General features: G+C 69.1%; 19 protein-coding genes and 1 pseudogene. 9 read left to right on the top strand and 11 right to left on the bottom strand.

Translation table 11 applies throughout. The features are described 5' to 3' along the window. Nucleotides 1–101: 101 nt before the first annotated feature. The 5 genes from ACFY3I_RS17440 (at nt 102) to ACFY3I_RS17460 (ending at nt 5622) form a co-directional block, all read left to right on the top strand. Complete coding sequence (locus tag ACFY3I_RS17440; RefSeq protein WP_390861318.1) at nt 102–992, top strand: helix-turn-helix transcriptional regulator; 891 nt, start codon at nt 102–104, stop codon at nt 990–992. A 294-nt stretch (nt 993–1286) separates the two neighbouring features. Beyond that, a complete protein-coding gene (locus tag ACFY3I_RS17445; RefSeq protein WP_390861319.1) occupies nt 1287–1964 on the top strand; it encodes a helix-turn-helix domain-containing protein in 678 nt (225 codons plus the stop codon). Nucleotides 1965–2302: 338 nt separating this feature from the next. Then, nucleotides 2303–3817: a GMC family oxidoreductase gene (locus ACFY3I_RS17450; RefSeq protein WP_390861320.1), complete on the top strand. Its 1515-nt coding sequence runs from the start codon at nt 2303–2305 to the stop codon at nt 3815–3817. A gap of 181 nt (nt 3818–3998) precedes the next feature. Then, nucleotides 3999–5456, top strand: a complete 1458-nt coding sequence (locus ACFY3I_RS17455) for an aldehyde dehydrogenase family protein (protein WP_390861321.1) — start codon at nt 3999–4001, stop codon at nt 5454–5456. Nucleotides 5457–5487: 31 nt separating this feature from the next. After that, nucleotides 5488–5622, top strand: a complete 135-nt coding sequence (locus ACFY3I_RS17460; RefSeq protein WP_390861322.1) for a hypothetical protein — start codon at nt 5488–5490, stop codon at nt 5620–5622. Nucleotides 5623–6132: 510 nt separating this feature from the next. On the opposite strand, the gene ACFY3I_RS17465 is transcribed toward ACFY3I_RS17460, so the two are convergent. The 4 genes from ACFY3I_RS17465 to ACFY3I_RS17480 form a co-directional block, all read right to left on the bottom strand. Further along, complete coding sequence (locus ACFY3I_RS17465) at nt 6133–7191, bottom strand: low specificity L-threonine aldolase (protein WP_365293681.1); 1059 nt, start codon at nt 7189–7191, stop codon at nt 6133–6135. A 17-nt stretch (nt 7192–7208) separates the two neighbouring features. Then, nucleotides 7209–8003, bottom strand: coding sequence for a methyltransferase domain-containing protein (locus tag ACFY3I_RS17470; protein WP_390861369.1), 795 nt, complete (start codon nt 8001–8003; stop codon nt 7209–7211). Further along, the gene (locus ACFY3I_RS17475; RefSeq protein WP_390861323.1) at nt 7978–8139 is read right to left on the bottom strand and encodes a nucleotidyltransferase domain-containing protein; all 162 of its coding nucleotides are present in this window, start codon (nt 8137–8139) and stop codon (nt 7978–7980) included. The genes ACFY3I_RS17470 and ACFY3I_RS17475 overlap by 26 nt, the downstream gene beginning before the upstream one ends. A gap of 112 nt (nt 8140–8251) precedes the next feature. Next, a complete protein-coding gene (locus tag ACFY3I_RS17480) occupies nt 8252–9130 on the bottom strand; it encodes an alpha/beta fold hydrolase (RefSeq protein ID WP_390861324.1) in 879 nt (292 codons plus the stop codon). 110 nt (nt 9131–9240) lie between these two features. Between ACFY3I_RS17480 and ACFY3I_RS17485 the strand changes: the two genes are divergently transcribed. After that, nucleotides 9241–11178 carry a BTAD domain-containing putative transcriptional regulator gene (locus ACFY3I_RS17485; RefSeq protein WP_390861325.1) on the top strand — a complete coding sequence of 646 codons (1938 nt, stop codon included), beginning with the start codon at nt 9241–9243 and terminating at the stop codon, nt 11176–11178. Between the two features lie 161 nt (nt 11179–11339). On the opposite strand, the gene ACFY3I_RS17490 is transcribed toward ACFY3I_RS17485, so the two are convergent. Together ACFY3I_RS17490 and ACFY3I_RS17495 are read right to left on the bottom strand one after the other, a co-directional pair. Beyond that, nucleotides 11340–11672 carry an SMI1/KNR4 family protein gene (locus ACFY3I_RS17490; RefSeq protein WP_390861326.1) on the bottom strand — a complete coding sequence of 111 codons (333 nt, stop codon included), beginning with the start codon at nt 11670–11672 and terminating at the stop codon, nt 11340–11342. Nucleotides 11673–11794: 122 nt separating this feature from the next. Then, nucleotides 11795–12787, bottom strand: a complete 993-nt coding sequence (locus ACFY3I_RS17495) for a 4,5-dihydroxyphthalate decarboxylase (RefSeq protein WP_390861327.1) — start codon at nt 12785–12787, stop codon at nt 11795–11797. A gap of 101 nt (nt 12788–12888) precedes the next feature. Here ACFY3I_RS17495 and ACFY3I_RS17500 point away from each other — a divergent pair, with 101 nt between their 5' ends. Continuing rightward, nucleotides 12889–13533, top strand: coding sequence for a TetR/AcrR family transcriptional regulator (locus ACFY3I_RS17500; RefSeq protein ID WP_390861328.1), 645 nt, complete (start codon nt 12889–12891; stop codon nt 13531–13533). Nucleotides 13534–14070: 537 nt separating this feature from the next. Here ACFY3I_RS17500 and ACFY3I_RS17505 read toward each other — a convergent pair. The 3 genes from ACFY3I_RS17505 to ACFY3I_RS17515 all read right to left on the bottom strand — a co-directional run bounded on the left by ACFY3I_RS17505 (nt 14071) and on the right by ACFY3I_RS17515 (nt 15498). Next, nucleotides 14071–14241, bottom strand: a complete 171-nt coding sequence (locus ACFY3I_RS17505) for a hypothetical protein (protein WP_390861329.1) — start codon at nt 14239–14241, stop codon at nt 14071–14073. A gap of 269 nt (nt 14242–14510) precedes the next feature. Continuing rightward, nucleotides 14511–14789, bottom strand: coding sequence for a hypothetical protein (locus ACFY3I_RS17510; RefSeq protein ID WP_390861330.1), 279 nt, complete (start codon nt 14787–14789; stop codon nt 14511–14513). A 298-nt stretch (nt 14790–15087) separates the two neighbouring features. After that, nucleotides 15088–15498, bottom strand: coding sequence for an organic hydroperoxide resistance protein (locus ACFY3I_RS17515; RefSeq protein ID WP_365293697.1), 411 nt, complete (start codon nt 15496–15498; stop codon nt 15088–15090). A gap of 143 nt (nt 15499–15641) precedes the next feature. On the opposite strand from ACFY3I_RS17515, the gene ACFY3I_RS17520 reads away from it, so the two are divergent. Beyond that, the gene (locus ACFY3I_RS17520) at nt 15642–16556 is read left to right on the top strand and encodes an AraC family transcriptional regulator (protein WP_390861331.1); all 915 of its coding nucleotides are present in this window, start codon (nt 15642–15644) and stop codon (nt 16554–16556) included. Here the strand turns inward: ACFY3I_RS17520 and ACFY3I_RS17525 are convergent. Next, the gene (locus ACFY3I_RS17525) at nt 16501–17211 is read right to left on the bottom strand and encodes a tetratricopeptide repeat protein (protein WP_390861332.1); all 711 of its coding nucleotides are present in this window, start codon (nt 17209–17211) and stop codon (nt 16501–16503) included. The two genes, ACFY3I_RS17520 and ACFY3I_RS17525, sit on opposite strands and share 56 nt — an antisense overlap. Here ACFY3I_RS17525 and ACFY3I_RS17530 point away from each other — a divergent pair. After that, a pseudogene (locus tag ACFY3I_RS17530) lies at nt 17180–17557 on the top strand (aldo/keto reductase); the annotation flags it as partial. The gene ACFY3I_RS17525 and the pseudogene ACFY3I_RS17530 overlap by 32 nt on opposite strands. 70 nt (nt 17558–17627) lie before the next feature. Here the strand turns inward: ACFY3I_RS17530 and ACFY3I_RS17535 are convergent. Continuing rightward, complete coding sequence (locus ACFY3I_RS17535) at nt 17628–19034, bottom strand: amidase (RefSeq protein ID WP_390861333.1); 1407 nt, start codon at nt 19032–19034, stop codon at nt 17628–17630. Nucleotides 19035–19255: the final 221 nt, after the last annotated feature.

Raw genomic sequence — 19255 nt, forward strand, 5'->3', positions numbered from 1 at the left:
CGCTCTGACGGCTCAGGCGTGGCAGGGCGGGCTCTTCGGGGGTAATGACAGGGCCCCCCTCCCGCCCGGGCAGCGGGTGCCCATCGGGTGAGACTGGAGTCATGGCATCGACGAACGCGCACAGCGAGGGCGCCGAGCTGGGCCGCTACCTGCGCGCCCGCCGCACCCAGACCAGCCCCGAACACGTCGGCCTCACCGTCGGCGCCGGCATCCGCCGCACCCCCGGCCTGCGCCGCGAGGAGCTGGCCACCCTCGCCGGCATCAGCATCGACTACTACGTGCGCCTGGAACGCGGCAAGGAGACACGCCCCAGCCCCACCGTCCTCGACTCCCTCGCCCGCGCCCTGCACATGGACGATCAAGAGCACCAGCATTTGCGGGAGCTCGCCGCCCGCGCCGCCCGCTACGCCCCCGAACCTCCGCCCGCTCCCAGCCGCACCGTGCGCCCCCACCTGAAACTGCTGCTGGAATCGCTGCGCCCGAACCCCGCCTACGTGATCAGCCGCAGCATGGACCTGCTGGCCTGGAACCCCGGCGGCCTCGCCCTGTACGCGGGCCTGGAGGACTGGCCGGCCAAACACCGCAACCTCGCCCGCTACCTCTTCCTCCACCCGGCCGCGCCGGACCTCTTCGGCGACTGGGACCGGCAGATCACCGGCTGCGTCGCCCGGCTCCGCGCCGTCGCCGGCACCGCCCCCGACGCTCCTGACCTGACCAACCTGGTCGGTGAACTTCTCCTCAAGAGCCCCGACTTCGCCCGGCTGTGGGAGCGCTACGAGGTCACCGGCCGCAAGCCCACCCAGAAGACCTTCAACCATCCCCGCGTCGGCACGGTCACACTCACCTCCCAGTCCATGCATCTGGAAGGCACCCCCGGGCAGCGTATCGGCGTCTACACCGCCGAACCCGGCACCCCCGACCACGACGCCATGATGCTCCTCGACATGACCGCTCCCGCCCCCGCGCCCAGCCAGGAGATCCCGAACACCTGACCTTGACCGTCCCTCTCGCAAATGCGGGGCCGGACGGACTGGCGGGGATGACGCAGTGGGCACTGTCCGTGCGGTCGGGAGGCCGGCGGGTGGGCGGCGGCGGGTCCGGGCTTGGTCCGGATCCGGTCGGCCGTCTGCTCGGCGGGCAGCGCGAGTGCGGTCAGCCGGCCCCGTTGGAGTCCTGCGGTGCCCTTCAGTTGCACGCGTCGCAGCGGGGGCGAGAAAGGGAATATCGCATTACGTTTGGGGTGGAGTGTCCAGCCGGTGCCCTGTCGGCACGCGAAAGGGCGAGCGATGATGGACGGCTTCCCGTCGGAGCGTGTTTCTGCGGGGGGACGCCTGGGCCGGAACGACGGGGTCATCCGTAGTGCCTTTGGGCTCATACGTGTCCTCGCCCAGGCCGGGCATCCGGTGGGCGTCACGAGGCTGGCCGCGGCGGCGGGCCTGCCCAAGGCTACGGCACACCGGATCTTGGAACAGTTGGCGCGTGAGGGTGTGGTCGAGCGCCGTGACCACGAATGGGAACTGGGAACAGGGCTGCACGGGTTGTCACGAGCCACCTTTCAAGCCGACCTGGCCGGTGTGGCTCAACTCCGTATGCATGCGGTGACCCGTGCCACGGGGGCGACGCTCTTCCTGTACCTACAGTCACCTGGACAGCCGCTCGCTGCCGTCACCCGTTCCTACGGGACACGGATGGGCAGTGCCGCGACCGCCTCCGAGCAACGACACGGCGGCGAGCATCCGGCTTCCGCCGTCTGGCGTGCTCTTGACCAGGGACGACTTGCGGCGGAGTACGGGGAGGCACACCCGGAGATCGACTGCATCGCCACGCCCGTGGCCCTACCCGCCGGTGGCGCCGTGATTCTTACCCTCGCTGAGCCCAGGGGCGTGAACCTGGAGCCGTTCAAGCGTCCGCTGGACCGGACCATTGACTTGATCCTTTCCGACTGGCGCCGACTTGATCCCTGACGAAGAAGAATATCCGAGTGCAACGCCACTTCGGACCGGTGCGGCTTGCCAATTCCCTGGGGTGGGATTCGACGTGACATTTTCGAGCCGCATGATCGGTGAACCTCTCGGCTGACGGATAAACCAGGTGCGGCCCGTTCCTCGTGAATCGATCGGAAGCGCGACCGGTGGTTCCAGGGGTGATCGGCATCTCTGTGGCGACTCTCGGGATCCTGTTTCACTCAGCGGAACGAGAAGTCTTCCGGCTGATTTTTCGCGCTATCCCTGTAACAGCGCGCATGGCGCTCCGAAATCCCCTCCCTGGTGATTTCGACGCGTTTGGAGGAGCCATGCCATCGATGATCGAGAACTTCGACCACATTGTGATCGGGGGCGGGACGGCCGGGTGCGTGATCGCCGCCCGGTTGTCCGAGGACGACAGCTTGCGAGTCCTCCTGGTGGAGGCGGGCGCGGCGCGCGCCTCGGCTGTCAAGACCACGCCGCCGGCTTGGCCGGCACTGCTGCGGACATCCGCGAACTGGGGCGATGTGACGGTCCCGCAGCGGGCCACCGGGACCAGAATTCCGGTCGCGAGTGGGCGGGCACTCGGCGGTGGGTCGGCCATCAACGCGATGAATTACGTTCGTGGCCATCGCAGCAGCTACGACGCGTGGGCGAAGGCCGGCCTCGCGGGATGGGGGTTCGAGGACCTGCTGCCCTGTTTCAAGCGTACCGAGACCACCCTCGGACGGGATCCGGCACTGCGCGGGACCAGCGGCCCTTTGCGGGTGGGCGCACCGGACCCTCCACATCCCACTGTCGCGGCCATGCTGGCGGCTGCCGTGGAGTCCGGTCATCCGCGCGCGGCCGACATCAGCGGTGGAGCGGAGGAGGGATTCGGATGGTCTGATCTGAACATCGTCGACGGACAGCGGCAGAGCGCCGCTGACGCCTACCTGGTCCCTGCGATGGGACGTCGCAATCTGACGGTGGTGACCGAAGCGCTCGTGCACCGGTTGCACATCAGCGGCGGCCGGTGCACGGCAGTGGAATATCGCACCGCGGCCGGCAGCGTCTCGGTCGCCTGTGCGGCCGAGGTGGTCCTGGCGGCCGGCAGCCTCAGGTCACCGCAACTGCTGATGCTTTCGGGCATCGGGCCGGCGGGACATCTGCAGGAAATGGGTGTCGACGTTGCGGTGGACCTGCCGGGTGTGGGGGAGAATCTGCACGACCACCCGATGTCCGACGTCGTGTATCGGGCCTCCCGTCATGTCCCGGCGGGGATGAACAATCACGGTGAGGCGTTCGGACTGGTGCGCAGTCGGCCGGGGCTGGACGGTCCGGACCTGCAAATACTCTTCCTCGACGTTCCCGGTCACATTCCGGGGACCGACGTGCCCGAGACGGGACGGGGCTACACCATCGCCGTCGCCCCGATGCTGCCTCGGAGTCGGGGCTCCGTCCGGCTGGCTAGCGCAGATCCGGGCAGCCGGCCGGTGGTGGACCCCAACTACTACGGCGACGAAAGGGACTTGGACGTCGTCGTCAGGGGACTGCGTCTGGCCCGTGAGATCGGCGAGGCGTATGCGCTGGGCGAATGGCGTGAGCGTGAGGTCCTGCCGGGACTGAACGTGACAGACGATGCCGGTTTGCGGAATTTCGTACTCAAGACCCTTACCACCTACAACCATCCGGTCGGCACCTGTCGGATGGGCGTCGACCCGCAGGCTGTTGTCGACGGCAACCTGCGTGTCCGGGGAGTTGAGGGGCTGCGGGTCGCCGACGGTTCGGTCATCCCTTCGATCCCCTCGGCCAACACCAATGCCACTGTCTGCGCCATAGCGGAGCGGGCCGCTGAACTGCTGCGGACCTGACAGGCTCCGGCCCGTGTGCGGCCGAACAGGCAGGCCATCGGCGCGCCGGCCTGGTCGCCGACTGCCGTCGACCGAGGACGGACCGTCGCCTGCCCCCATCCTCGGGCGTCCCGTCGCCTGCCTTCATCCTCGGGCGTTGAGGTCCGAACGCGGCACGACGCCCCGAACACGGAGAACCGTCATGACACTCACTGCCGAAAACGCCGTTCAGCAACTCCTGATCAACGGCACCTGGCAGCACGCTGCCAACGCGGCTGTCTACACGGCACACGACCCGTACACGGGCGGCGTCGCCTCAAGGGCCGCAGCGGCCGGTCCCGAGGACGTCGTCCTCGCGGTCCATGCCGCCCAGCATGCCTTTCCTGCCTGGGCGGCACTGACGCCGGGCGAGCGCCGACGCGTTCTGTGGACGGCGGCCGAAAGGATCGAAGCCCGGTCGGATGAGATCTCCCGGGCCACCACGGCTGAAATGGGCGGTCACGCCCGCTGGGGTGCCTACAACACCGCCGTCCTGGCTGAGAAGTTCCGCTACGCGGCGGGTGCTGTCCACGAAGCCCTCACCGGCGAGGTCATCCCATCCGAAACACCGGGTCGCACCTCGGTCGCGATCAGAAAGCCGGTCGGTGTGATCGCCTGCATGGTTCCTTGGAACGCGCCCGCCCTGCTCGTCGGCAACTCGGTGCCCAATGCGCTGGCTGCCGGCAACACCGTGGTGATGAAGGCGTCGGAGCAGACTCCGCGTACCCATGGTCTGATCGCCGAGTGCCTCACTGAGGCGGGGCCGCCGGACGGGGTGTTCAACCTCGTCACCAACGCACCTCAAGACGCCCCTGCCGTGGTTGACGCGCTGATCGCTCATCCGGCCGTGCGGCGGGTGCACTTCACCGGTTCGACCCGGGTGGGCCGCATCATCGCTGAGAAGGCCGCCGCGCACCTCAAACGGGTCGTGCTCGAACTCGGTGGCAAGGCGCCGATGCTGGTCCTGGCCGACGCTGATCTCGAACAGGCCGTCAGCGTCGCCGCCTTCAGTTCGTTCGCCAACTCCGGCCAGGGCTGCATAGTCACCGAACGCGTCATCGTCGAGCGCACTGTCGCGGAGGAGTTCACACGGCGCCTGGCCGCCCTCGCCGAAACCCTCACCTACGGGGACGGCCGCGACCCGCACACCGCGCTCGGCCCGCTCGTCGGACCGGACAGCACCAGGCGGCTGTCCGACCTGGTGGAGGAAGCGGTGTCGGACGGCGCACGGCTGCTGACCGGCGGTGTGGCCGACGGTCCGTGTTTCGCACCCACCGTGCTGGCAGACGTTGCTTCGGACATGCGGGCCTGGCGTGAGGAGTCTTTCGGCCCGATCGTCGGCGTCGCTGTCGCCGACGGACCGGAGGAAGCCCTGCGGATGGCCAACGACAGTGACTTCGGACTCTCCGGGGCCATATTCACTCGCGACATTCCTCTTGCTCTGGACCTCGCCAAGCGCATGGATGTCGGCATGTGCCACATCAACGGCACGACCCTCGACGACGAACCCCAAGCGCCATTCGGCGGGGTCAAAGGCAGCGGCTACGGAAGATCCGGTGGGCGAGCCGGCCTGCAAGAGTTCACGGAGGTCGAGTGGATCACCGTCGAAGGCCCCCGGTAGCCGCACTCCCTCATCCTGCGGAATCTCCGCCGTGCGGAACAGTCCGCACCCACCGCACCCGGACCAGCCTGCCGGCGACTGCCAGGCCGCCCTCGACGAGTTCCTCGACCGGCTCACGGACGTTCTCATCCCGCCGGGCAACAACTCCGCGCCCGCGCCGAGCTGATCCGCGCCGAGAACCCGTCGGCGTTCGCGCGGAGGGTCCGCTCCGCGTTCCCCTTCGCCGGGCCGTTCGCCGGCGGCACCGGCTGCGCCGAGATCCCCAGGCTCTCGCACGCGGAGACGAACGACGCCGACACATACACCCGGCCCTGGTCCACCACCGTCTCCGGCATGATCACCGGCTGGGCGGCCGCCTGCTCCAGCCGCGCGCGCGGTGCGACCAGCCGTGCGTAGGAGATGACGGACCGCTGCTGTCGGCGAGGGGACCGGTGTCCTGTCTGCGCGCACGGGGGCGACAGGACACCGGCTGCCAATTGAACAATTGAAGCGGTAGGGGATCTGTTTCTCGCTTGACGAGCCTTGCAGCGGCTACTGCCACTGGTCCGAGGCCGTGGCGCCTCCTGGAGCGGTGCGGTGGGTGCCGGGGTGGGCGGGTGCTGTCCGGGTTCGGGCTCGACTCCTCGGGTCGTGAGGGTGTTGTCGCGGGCTGTTCGCCGGTGGGCGGGTTCGGGGTTCAGGCGGTGTGGCGACGGACGGCTTCGAGGAGTTGGTCGATGTCCTCGGTGGTGTGGGAGAAGGCGGTGACGAGGCGGACGACGCCGGGCTCATAGCGGTCGTGGTAGAAGGCGTAGCCGTCGGCGAGCAGGCCCTGGGTGACGTGGGCGGGGAGGCGGCAGAAGAGGATGTTGGCCTGTGGGGTGGCGAGGAGTCCGATGCCGGGGACGGTTTTGAGGCCGTCGCCGAGGCGGGTGGCCATGGCGTTGGCGTGGCGGGCGTTGGTGAGCCACAGGTCGTCGGTGAGGTAGGCGTCGAGCTGGGCGGTCTGGAAGCGCATCTTGGAGTTGAGCTGGCCCGCGCGTTTGGCGCGGAAGGCGAGTTCGTCGGCGAGGGCGGGGTCGAAGGAGATGACGGCGTCGGCGGTCATGGCGCCGTTCTTGGTGGCGCCGAAGGACAGGACGTCGATGCCGGCTTTCCAGGTCATCTCGGCCGGGGTGACGCCGAGGTGGACGAGGGCGTTGGCGAACCGGGCGCCGTCCATATGGGTGCGCAGGCCGGCGTCCTTGGCGATGGCGGTCAGCTCGCGGATCTCGGGCACGCTGTAGACGCTGCCGCTCTCGGTGGCCTGGCTGATGCTCATCGCGGAGGGCTGGACGCTGTGGACGTCGCCGGCGCGGTGGCCGACGGCCGCGCGCAGGGCGTCGGGGTCGAGCTTGCTGTCGTCGCCTGGGAGGCCGACGAGCTTGGCGCCGCCGGTGAAGAATTCGGGGGCACCGCATTCGTCGTGGTGGATGTGGCTGTCGCGGTGGGCCAGGACGCTGCCCCACGGCGGGGTGAGGGCGGCGAGCGCCAGGCCGTTGGCGGCGGATCCGGTGGAGACGGGGAAGACGTGGACCTCGTGGTCGAAGACTTCGGCGAGCCGGGCGCGGGCGCGGTCGCTGAAGGGGTCGTTGCCGTAGGGGAGGACCTGTCCGAGAGCGGCCTCTGCGACGGCCTGGGCTATCCGCGGGGAGGCTCCGGCCATGTTGTCGCTGCTGAAGGACAGCCCGGAGGGGGTGGTGGCAATGGTGGTCATGCGGGGATCCTTATGGTTCAGGTGCTGATGGGGGAGGCGAAGACGACGGTGATGTCCACGGCGTCGGCGCCGGTGCGGTAGAAGTGCGGGGCGTCTCCGGCGAACGCGAGCATGTCGCCCGGGCCGAGGTCCTGCGGGGCGTCGACGGGGCCCGCGGTGACGGATCCGCTGGAGATGAGCAGATGCTCGATCGTGCCGGTGGCGTGGGGGACACCGGCCAGCTCGGTCTCGGGCCGGATCCGCAGGCGCCAGAGCTCCAGGCTGTTGCCGCTGCTGATCCGGCCGACATGGTTGAGGACGAAGTTGCCGACCGTGGCGTCGAACTCGTCGTCGGCGAACGGCACCTGGGGCAGTGCGGCGAGCCGCACGTCTGCTCCCGGAGCCGCCGGCGCGGCCTGGGCGGCCATGTCAGGCTCGGCGTCCACTGCCGTCACCTTCGCTCCCCGCTCACATGCAAGGGCCGCGACGGTGCCCGTGCCCGTCCCCACATCGAGGACCCGCAGACCCTCCCCGACCCCGGCAGCGTCGAGGAGCGCAGACACTGGATATGCGCAGAGCTTGGCAAAACTCGCCGCATAGGCATGCGCCTGTCCCGCCCACCCCCGTCGTTCGGACTCATCGAACGCCGTCTGCACTACGTGTCCCCTCCCCGGAACAGCTTCCGCCGCGACAACATCCTGCTGAGCCGACGCTAGTCCATAGCTGATCAACAACGCCCAGAGATCAGAACCACGGTTCAAAGCAGGAGCGCAGCAGACCAGCGGTCGGCGCAGAGGCGTCCTTCGCTCAGGCGAACCAGTCGATGTCCGCATGGTCACGCGTGACCTCGCCGATGAAGAAGTCCACGGCCCAGCCCCCGCGGAGCCACACCTCCACGCCCAAGGCTTTCGCGATCTCCACCGTCTCGCCGGTCAGCCGGAGCTGCCGAACACTGCGTTCCCTGTCCACAGCCGTGCACGCTCCGTGGCCGTTCCAGCCGTAGCAGCCCCGTCCCGATTGCCGGCCTCGTGAGCGTGCGAACGCTGCCCGTCGTGGCACCGGCTCGTCGAGTGGAGGGGGCTCAGCGGGCCAGAAGGTCCTGGATCAGTGCCGTGATTTCGGCGGGTGCCTCCTCGGCCATGAAGTGCCCTGCTCGGGTCAGCCGGTGCTTCAGGTCGGGCGCCCACGTCTTCCACACCGCTGCAGCGTCATAGCCCAACCGTGCGCCCCAGTCCTGCTGGACGACCGCGACGGGCATGGCCAGCTGCGATCCCGCGTCCAGGTCCGCTTGGTCGTGCACGACATCGATCCCCGCCGAGGCCCGGTAGTCCGCGACGATCGACGTGACCGCCGCGGCGCTCGCCCGCAGGTACTCGGAACGCACGTCCTCGGGCATGGCGGCCGGGTCGTCGGCCCAGGCGTCGAGGAACGACCCGAAGAACGCGTCCGCGCTGTTGGCGATCATCGTCTCGGGCAGTCCCGGCGGCTGCGCCATCAGGAAGAGGTGGTAGCCGACCGCCGCCGGCGCGCCGTGCAGGACGTTCCACATGTCAAGGGTCGGCACGATGTCGAGGATGCCCAGATGCGTGATGGTCTCCGGATGGTCCAGCCCAGCGCGGAAGGCGACCAGGGCTCCCCGGTCGTGGCCGACGAGGGCGAATCGCTCGAGGCCGAGTGCCGCTGTCAGGGCCACGACGTCGGCGGCCATGGTGCGCTTGGCGTACACATCGGGGCCGGTGGCCGCAGGTTTGTCACTGGCACCGTAGCCCCGCAGGTCAGGGCAGATCACCATGTGGTTGTCGGCAAGCCTTTCGGCGACGTGCCGCCACATCAGGTGGGTCTGGGGGAATCCGTGCAACAGCACGACCGGGCTGCCGGTGCCGCCCACGGCTGCAGCCAGCTCCACACCGTCCACGCCGGGCAGTCTGATGTAGTCGAAGCCGGGAATGGTGAGCGTCATGGAAGGCCGTCCTTTCGGTTGGAAACTGACCGGATCAGCCTGGGCTACGCCGATCAGCGATCGATCAGCACGGTCGGGCGCAGCCACTGTCCGGCACGGAGGATGAGGGCATGCGAATCGACGTTCTCGGTGCGGTGCGGGCGCTCCACGACGACGGCGCCCTGGTTGACCTGGGCGGGCCCCGCCATCGCGAGGTCCTGGGCCGGCTCGTCGCCGCAGAGGGTCGGATGGTTACCACCGAGACCCTTGTCAACGACCTGTGGGCGGATCCACCGGCCCGGGCCGTGGGCGCGTTGCGTACGTTCGTCGCCGCGCTGCGCCGGGCCCTCGAACCCGACCGGCCGCCCCGCGACCAGCCGCGCATGCTTGTCACCGAGGGTCCTGGCTACGCTCTGCGCCTGCCCCGCGAAGACGTCGACGCCTATCGGTTCCAGGACGCTCTGGCCCGAGCCCGCAGCACCCCCGACACGGTGACCGACCTCGGCGAGGCACTCGCGGCCTGGCGCGGTCCCGCCTATGCCGACGTGACCGGTTCGGCCTGGGCTCAGCGTGAACGGACACGGCTGGAGGAACTGCGGCTGGAGGGGGTGGAACTACGCGCCCGTCTCCTCCTCCGCTCCGGGGACGGCGCCGATCTCGTCGCCGAACTGGGCGCCCACGTCGCCGAACATCCGTGGCGCGAGCCGGCCTGGGGGCTGCTCGCCCGGGCGCTCCACCGCGCGGGCCGCCAGGCCGACGCGCTGTCCACCCTGCGCCGTGCCCGCACGATGCTCGTTGATCAGCTCGGGCTCGACCCCGGTGCCGAACTCCGGAGTCTCGAGTCGGACATCCTCAACGGAACCGTGTCTCCCGAAGGTGCACGAACCACGTGGGCCGGCCACGGAGTCCGTCTCGGCCCACGCACCACCGTGGACCTGGCCCGCACACTTGCCCTGGCGGGCGGCGACGCACTCGTCCACTCCCGGCGCGATCGCCTGGTCGCCGTCCAGGCGGCGGAGCGCACAGGAGACCTCTCCCTGACCGCCCGGATCATCGGCGCCTACGACGTGCCCGCCCTCTGGAGCCGGTCGGACGACCCCGAGCAGTCCCGCGCCGTCGTCGCGGCTGCCGAACGCACGCTGACCGCGCTCGGCACCGGCGGCCCCACTGATCTGACCGCCCGCCTCCTGGCCACGATCGCGGTGGAGAGCCGCAGCGCCGACCTGTCCGGGGCTGAGCTGAAGCGCGCACACGCAGCGGCACACCAGGCTGAGGCGCTGGCACGGGACCTGGCCGATCCCGCCCTGCTGGCGTTCGCCCTCAACGGGGTGTTCCTGCAGTCGTTCACCCGTCCCGGGCTCGCGGCGGAACGGGACCGGGTCGGCGCTGAGATCCTCGACCTGGCCACCCGGCACGGACTGCCGAACTTCGCCATTCTCGGCCGTCTCGTCCGCCTGCAATCCGCCTCGGCCCTCGGCGACCTCGACGCCGCAACCGCGCATGCTCAGGAAGCCGACCAGCTTGCTGGCACGATCGAGTCGCCCCTTGTCTCCGTCCTTACCAGGTGGTTCAGGGCACGGGTCATGGCGGCCCGCAGCACCGAACCCGGCGGACCGACCGCCGCCACGACCGCAGCGCACTACCGCGCTGCCGAGGAGGCCCTCCGGACAGCCGGAATGCCAGGACTGCACCGCGGACTGTTCCCGCTCGCACTCCTGGGACTGCGCCTGCTGCACAACCGGCCGGCACCCACCGACCCGCACCTCGACTGGGGGCCGTACCGACCCTGGACGCGCCCTCACGTGCTGCTCGCCCAGCACCGGGACAAGGAGGCCCGAACCGCTCTCGCAGCGGTGCCCGACCCACCGCATGGCCATCTGCAGGAGGCCATGCGGTGTCTGATCGCCCGCGCCGCGGTACGCCTCGACGAGCACGGAATCGCCGCACACGCCGCGTCCTTCCTGCGCGATGCCCGTGCCGAACACGCCGGCGCCGCCAGTGGAATGCTGACGCTGGGCCCCGTGGCGCAGTACCTGGCCGAAGCGGAGGGATGCGCCGCGAGACCCTGATCACCTGGCCGACCGATGGCCTCGCCGCTCACTCTTGGCGCGGCCAGCCTGAAGTCGGCGCTTTGAAGCCAGCGACCGTGAACCCGCACGATGGAACCAGTGGACGTCCGTAGTGCGCACCGGACGTCCCTGACGCGCGGGCACTGCGCGCCGACAGCGGCTCAGCCCGTGACGGCCGCCACCCCCACCACATCGCAGCCGCTCGCTCCTGTGGGCCTTTGCTCCTGTGGCCCTTCAGCGAGCAGCACGCACTGGCCTAGCAGAAAGGCGCGACGAGCCTTTGCGCAGCCGGGTTCAGCGGCTCCACCATGTTGCCCCAGCAGTGCCTTGAACTCCGGATGCAGCTCGAAGCCGAGCCGCGACTGCAGCACGATGAGCAGTTCGGGGGCCGCCGGTCTTCGCGACATCGAGTGGATTGCGGGCGAGTTCGCCTGGAGCCATGACTCAAAGCTAGTCCACTCACGCTCGAACGCAGGAAGATCCATCCGCGTCATGCGCCGAACATGCGCGGCCGTACCTCTCGTTCGCTTCCCGGCAAGGTCGCCTGGTCTAACCGACAGGAGTCGAACGCACCTGCTCGGTTCGACGCATGAGACAGGGCTGGTCGCGCTGTCGCTCAGGTGTCGAGCAGGGCGGGGACGATGATGTCCTCGCTGGTCATCAGCCTTTTCGACAGGCCCTGTTGGTAGTGGTAGCGCAGAAAGGTGTCGAGTGCCTTGCGGTTCGCGGCGAGGCCGTAGGGCCACCAGTCCTCGCCCAGCAGCGCCCGGTTCTCCTCGAAGTGCCGACTGAACCAGGGAGTCACCACGCCCATGTGCTGCTTCAGCGCACCGTGGCGGTACTTGTTCTGGGCGATGTCCTTGGCCTCGCAGAAGGCACGGTAGACCGAGGTCATCAGCTCGGTCTGCCCTGCAAGCTCCCGGGGGACGGCGACGATGTGCATGGCGGGGAAGATCCCGGTGCGCCGGTAGTAGTCGCGCTCAACGGTCTCGTAGTCCGGGAACAGGCGGGCGACTTTCGTCGAGCCGTCGAGCAGTGCCTGGGGGACGTCGACCGAGATGAGTGCATCGATCTCGCCGGACTCGAGCATCGCGCCCAGCGTTTCGCTGTCGGCCGCGTGCCGCACGTCCACCCCTTCCGGCACGGGCTGGGGAATCCAGTCGAAGGCGGGTACGGGGTGGTCGGTGCCTCCGATGACCCAGCGGGACTGGTCGGGGGTCACTCCGTACTCGTCGGAGAAGATGCCCTTGATCCACACGCCGGGGTCGTGACCGAACATCGCGAACTCACCGATCGTCCTGCCCGCGAGATCCTGGGGCTTCTCGATCCCCGCCGCGGTGTTCACGAAGACGGACGAGTGCCGGAAGTTGCGGTTCGGGAAGATCGGCAGTGCGAGGAACGGTGATTCATCGAGGTCGAAGGTGCGCAGGAAGTAGGTCAGGCCGTACTCGGCGACGTCGTAACGCCGCTCGACGGTGCGCTGGAAGATGTCCGACACCAGAGAGGCCGTCTCGAAGGCGGCGTCCACGTCGCCGATCGGGACGCGGCCGTCGAGCAGTGCCTCGGTGTGCTCGTAGGCGTAGGCGGCGATGCGTAGCTTCGGGGTCACGATGAGCCCTCACTTCCGTGAATGAGCATTCACTTTTAAGCTAGGGTTACGGGCGACACTCGTCAAGGTAAATGTTCATTCACGTTGAAGGAGGGCCGGCCGTGCCGCGACTCACCCCCGAGCGCCGCGAGGCCAAGCGCGCCGAGATCGTGGCGGCGGCGCGCCGCTGCTTCTCACGCGACGGCTTCCACCAGACCTCGATGCCCGACATCGCCGCCGAGGCCGGAGTCTCGGCCGGGGCGCCCTACCGCTACTACGCGAGCAAGGACGACATCATCCTCGCCATCGCAGGAGACGCGTTCCGCCTGATCTTCACGCCCATCGAGCAACTGGCCGCCGGCGCCACCGGCGCCACCGTCGCCGACCTGGTCGCCGCATCGCTCAAAGCGCTGAGCGCCGAGACCGTCACCGACGCCGCGGGACACGACGTGCCCGTCGAGGAACTGCTGCGCTGCGCCGTGCAGACATGGTCGGAACTGCTCCGCAACGATGCCGCACATGCCCACGCCCTCGAAGGCTTCGAGTCCGTACGCGGCAGCATCGCCGGCGCCCTGCGCCGCGGCCAGACGGCGGGTACCGTGGCGCCCGCGGTGGATCCCGAGCACGGCGCACGCGTGGTGATGGGCCTGCTGCACGGATTCCTGCTGCAGCGCGTGGCCTTCGGCCTCACCGACACCGTGGGCTTCAACGACGACATCCAGACCCTGCTGCAGAACCCGGGGCGGCCGGACACCAGACCGAGGTGAGTGGCAGCGCAGGACCCCGCCCGGCAACTGACGGGCCTGTCCAGTCAGTCGCCGGTCCTGGGCGTTGAGGGGCAGGCGGCTGGCAGGGCTGACGGCCCGGTCGGCGTGGGCGCTGCGGGCCGACTGGGTTCATGGCCGAGGCTGCTGGCTCGCCGAGCGCGAGACCGCCCTGGCCGGCCGCGGTTCTGCCGGAGCGCAGACCCATGAGGTCGACGACGAGGCCGGAGCGCAACGTATCCGCAGGACAGCGACCACCGCGCGGGATGCCCTGAAGGGCCGGCCCAAGCGCAGTGTCGGCCTCATACGGGAGCTCGTGCACGCGGCGAACCACCGGAAGCGATCCCCGGCAGGTCGACATGGACGGCAAGCCGATGGACGGCACCGGTGCGTCGTACGCCTGGTTCGACGGTATTGGAACTGCCCGAATGGTTCCCCCGTTCCGAGAGCCGGCGCTACGATCTGACGAAGTGTGAGGGGAGTACTCCCTCGCGGCGGTGTCGTCAGCACGGGTCCGAGTAACGACCCCGGTGCCGTCGGTCAGCTCTCGTAGCCGGCGGAAGAGACCTCCAGGCCACCAGTCATGTCCTGGTTCGGGTGGAGGTCGAGAAGCTCCCACTTGGGTGAGAGCTCCAGACCTTTCAGCCGGACGAGGCTGAAGGGGTTTCCTGTGAGCGTCCTCTCCGGCATCGATCCACTCGTGTTCGTCATCGGCGTCGTGGTTGTTCCTGTCTGCAGACTGGCCGGGCTCCTGATCGCCCTGCGGGGCACGGATCCTGGTGACCGCCCAGCGATCATTCGTGCGTTGGCGGAGCTCTTCCGAGCCAAGCGGTCAAGGCGTCGGTGAGCTTCCTTGCATGGTCGACGTGGACGGCTGCCCCCCATCAGGTGCTCCGCCGGTGCCCCGCCGGCCGACGTCAGCGGCGTAGGGGCAGTGGTCACAGGACCGGGCCGAGAGGTCTCCGCCCATGCCCGATGAGTTAGCAGGTGGCGAAGTCGCAGGCGAAGCTGAGGAGGAAGAAGAAACCGAGGACGGGCCACAGAACGGCCACCGCGACCAGACATATGGCCGTCCAGCGCGACCGCTTCCGGGCCAGCTGCTGGACACGATCCGGGTCCTCGCCCTGTGCCACCGACGGCTGCCTCCAGTCGGCTGTCCTGACCCAGATCACGACCAGGATGATCCACACGACAACGTCGGAATACCCGAAGTACTTGCTGAGTTGATAGACGGACTGGCCATCAGCGATGAAGATCACGAGCAGAGTGTAGATCCCTGCTCGGCGGGCTCCGGCCTCAACCGCTGCAGGAGCGCCGCGCATGCCGCGTGGCCACCATGGCGTTCAACAACCCATGGCGGCCGACAGCGTACCGACCACGACCGATGCCCTGTGCGCCCGCTCCACGGGTGGTGCCAGAAGCCGGAGGCCCGGTGCTCCGCGGACCGGCCCCCCCGGGGGGGGCGCCGACATTCGTGAGGGAGGTGATCCTGTCGGCACGGTACCGCCCAACGGCGCCGGGTCGGGGCAGGTCAGGCCTCGATCCGGTCGGCGGTGGTTACTCGGCGAGCAGTTCGACCGGGATGTTGCCGCGCGTGGCGTTGGAGTACGGGCAGACCTGGTGGGTGGCTTCGATGAGCCGGTGACCGACTTCTCGCGGCAGGCTGTCCGGTAGCTTCGTCCGCAGGCTGACTTCGAGCTGGAAGCCGCCCTGTCCGTTCGGGACGAGGCCGACCTCGGCGGTGACCGACATGCCCGACACGTTGATCTTTTCCTTCTGCGCCACCAGTTGCATGGAGGTGGCGAAGCAGGCCGCATAGCCCGCCGCGAAGAGCTGTTCGGGGTTGGTGCCGTCGCCGGTGCCGCCCAACTCCTTCTGAAGAGCGAGCTCGACGTCCAACTTGCCGTCCGAACTGAAGGCGCGGCCGTCGCGGCCGGTCGCCTTCGCGACGGCGGTGTACAGGCTCATGTCCTGCCCTCCTGGTAGACCGATCGGTCAATCTGTCTGGCGCACTCAGCGTATGGAGGCCGGGACCTGCTCCCCATGGCTCACCGTCTCCGTTTCATGTCTGATCGTCTTGTGCGTAACGGCCTCCCGAATACGATCGGGCAATGGACCTGCTCAGCGATGCGATCGGCGTCATGCGTACGGGGCGCCCGCACTCCAGTGAGATCCGCAAGCACGCACCGTGGGCAGTACGGGCCGAGCCGTTCTCCGGGACCGGCTTCCATGTGGTCCTGGAAGGGACATGCTGGCTGATCCCGCCGGCAGGCGCCGCGATCGCCCTGAGCGTCGGCGATGTGTTATGCCTTCCGCACGGCTGCGGGCACGCTCTGGCCGACAGCCCGTCGACGACGCTGTCGGGTGCGCCCTCGGCCTCCCTGCGGGAGATGGTGCCGAGCGCCGAGGGCGGCGAGGGAGCCACGACGGTCCTGCTGTGCGGCGCATACACGCTCGACCAGACCCGGCCACATCCACTGTTCGAGGAACTGCCCGAGGTCATCCACCTTCCGGCGCGTCTCGGCCACCGCACGCCGCTCCATACCGCCGTCAGCCTGCTCGGCGACGAGATCGCCCACCCCGTCCACGGAACCGAAGCAGTCGTGTCGGCCCTGCTGGACATCATGCTGCTGTACATCCTGCGGGCCTGGTTCGACGAGCAGACCGACGATGGCCGGGCCACCGGGTGGGCCGCGACGCTGCGCGATCCGGCGATCAGCGCAGCGCTGCGCCATATCCACCAGGATCCCGCCGTGCAGTGGACGGTCGAAGCGCTGGGCGCGAAAGCCGGACTGTCGCGCGCGGCCTTCTCCCGCCGGTTCACCTCGCTGGTCGGTAAACCGCCGCTGGGCTACCTGACCTGGTGGCGGATGACGCTGGCGGCGCAACTGCTGCGCGACAGCGACAAGCCCGTACAGACCGTCGCGCAGCGCACCGGATACACCTCCGAATTCGCCTTCGCCAAAGCGTTCAAACGGGAGTACGGCTTGGCCCCCGGTCGGTACCGCCAGCAGTCGCGGAGGTAGTCCCGTCAGCACCTCGTGACGACGACGGTCTCTTCTCGGACGCCATTCGGGAGCGCTCCGCGTGGGCCCAGGTGTACTCGGGATCGATGGCGAGCGCGCGGTCCAGGTCTGCCAGCGTGTCCTCGCAGCGTCCCTCGATGCGGTAGGCCTCGGCGCGGCTGGCCCGGGCCCACTCCTGCCTGGGGCCGAGTTCGAGGGCATGGTCGAAGTCGGTGAGGGCCGCGGCGCGGTGCCCGGCTGTCAGGTTGATGTGCCCGCGCACCACGTGCGTCCAGGCATCGGGGGTGACGCGGATCGCCTCGTCCGTGTCAGCGAGCGCTGCCGTGGCGTTTCCCATCTGCTGGTGGGTGTGGGCGCGTTCCACGAGGGCGTCGTGATGCTGCGGGTCGAGGGCCAGGGCCGCGGTCAGGTCGGCGAGGGCTGCCTCGTTCCGCTTGGCACGCCGGTGCATGTGCCCGCGCACGATTCGGGCGCGCGGCCGTCCCGTGGTGTCCGTGCCCGCGTGGGCGAGCAGGGCGTCGAGGATGGCCAGGACGGCCGCGGTGTCGTGCCGGGACGCGACGGTCAGCCGTTCTGCCCAGGCCTGCAGGCCGTCGTCCTCGGTGTCGGTCCCGGCCTGGGGCACCACCGTGCAGTCCGAGTACAGCCTGTTCACGCGCGATCCCGAGGCGCGGCTCCTGCCGGTCCTGCGCGAACTGGACATCGGCTTCGTCCCCTTCTCCCCCCTCGGCCGCGGCTTCCTGACCGGCGCCATCCGCTCGCGGGCGGACTTCGACACCACCGACTTCCGCGCCGACAACCCCCGCTTCACCGAAGCCAACTTCCAGCACAACCTGAACCTGGCGGACCAGGTCGCCGCCGTCGCCGCCGAAAGCGAGGCCACCCCCGGACAGGTCGCCCTGGCATGGCTGCTGGCCCAGGGCGAGGACATCGCCCCGATCCCGGGCACCCGCCGCGTGGAAAGCGCTGAGGAGAACACCGCCGCCGACGCCCTCCACCTGAACAGGGCCAGGCAGACCTGCTGGACACAGCATCAGTTTGGCGATGCTGTTGTAGCCCGTTGCCGGCTTGTCACAGGGAGGGGTGCTGGTCGCGGACTGGGCTGAGTGTTTCGAGGAGCGAGGCGAGGTGCAGGATCGTGGACTCCGCGTAGGGGTTGGCGACCAGCTGTACACCGATCGGCATTCCGTCGCTGCTCGTGCCGAACCGCATCGAGAGGGCCGGATGTCCTGTCAGGTTGAACGGGACGGTCGTTGATGACACATGGAAGGCGCCCATGGTCCGGCCGTCGAGTGTGAACTCGCTGAGCTGGTGTTCGTGGGCGGGGATCGTCGTGACCGGCATCAGCAGTGCGTCGTAGTGGTGGAAGTACTCCGCGAATCCGTCCCGGAGCCGTTCGACTGCCTGCTCGGCCTGGACGTAGTCGTCCATGGATGTGTCGGGTAGTTGCGCCACGAACTTGGAGTAGCTGAACATCTGGTCCTCGTGGCCGGCTGTGACCTGCTGGAAGGCTGGTTTCACTTCCATGATGCTCAGCTTGTTCCAGAGTTCCAGTGGGTTGTCGCGCTCGAGAGCCGGGATGCTCACGGAGTCGACCTGCGCTCCAGTTGACCGGAGGGCTTCCGCGGCCGCGCGGACGGTGGCGGCGACCTCTGGGTGGGTGGGACCGAGTCCCGAGTCGACCAGCCAGCCCAGGCGCACGGGCCGGTCGGGTGAGGTGCCCAGGCCTGTGTCGAAGTCGCGCGGGACGGTGGCGAAGCCGTCGTCGCCGTCGGGTCCGGCCAGCAGTGCGTACGCGAGTGCCAGGTCGCGGATGCTGCGGGCCATGGGCCCGACGTGCCAGTTGCGGCGTGGTTGCCGCGGCCAGATGCCCGTCATCGGGATGCGTCCGTGGGTGGGTTTGAGGGCCATGATGCCGGTGTCGGCCGCCGGCCCGCGCACCGAGATCGACAAGTCGGTGCCGAGTCCGAGGGGCGACATGCCGGCCGCGATGGCGGCGGACTCCCCGCCGCTGGACCCGCCGGACGAGCGGTTCACATCCCAGGGGTTGTTCGTCCTGCCGGTCAGGAGGTTGTCCGTCTCGACCCAGTAGGAGAACTCCGGGAGATTGGTCTTTGCCAGAAGGATCGCGCCGGCGCTCTTCATGCGTGCCACCGCGGTGGAGTCCGTGTCCGGGATACGCCCTGCGAAGATCGGGGAACCTCGCTGGGTTGGCACGCCGGCGGTGTCGAAGGAGTCCTTGGCCGTGAAGGGCACACCGTGCAGGGGGCCCACTTCGCCGCCGGCTGCGAGGGCCTCGTCCGCCGCTCGCGCGGCGTTCAGCGCTTCGTCGACGCGCGTGACGACGGCGTTGAGCCTCGGGTTCGCGGCCTCGACACGGTCGAGGTGTGCCCGCACCACCTCCACCGAGGAAACCTCCCCGGTACGGATCAGCTCCGCGAGTTTGCTCGCGTCGACATGGATGAGATCGACAGTCATGATGAAGCCTCTCTGACACCGGTCTGCGCCTACTGTCCGACCCGTAATCCGTGGCACTGCCCGGACTCCATGTGCCGTGGGCGGCGAGGTCGTCAGGCGCGGAGACCTGGTGGGCGGCTGTTACGGCACGGCCGGACGCCCAGGCCGCCATGCGACGACGCGATCATGCCGACCCCGGTCCCACGGTTGCCCAGGGCCTCGCCGATCGCACGGCTGCCGTC

Source organism: Streptomyces sp. NPDC001068 (genome assembly GCF_042897315.1).
Taxonomy (GTDB): domain Bacteria; phylum Actinomycetota; class Actinomycetes; order Streptomycetales; family Streptomycetaceae; genus Streptomyces.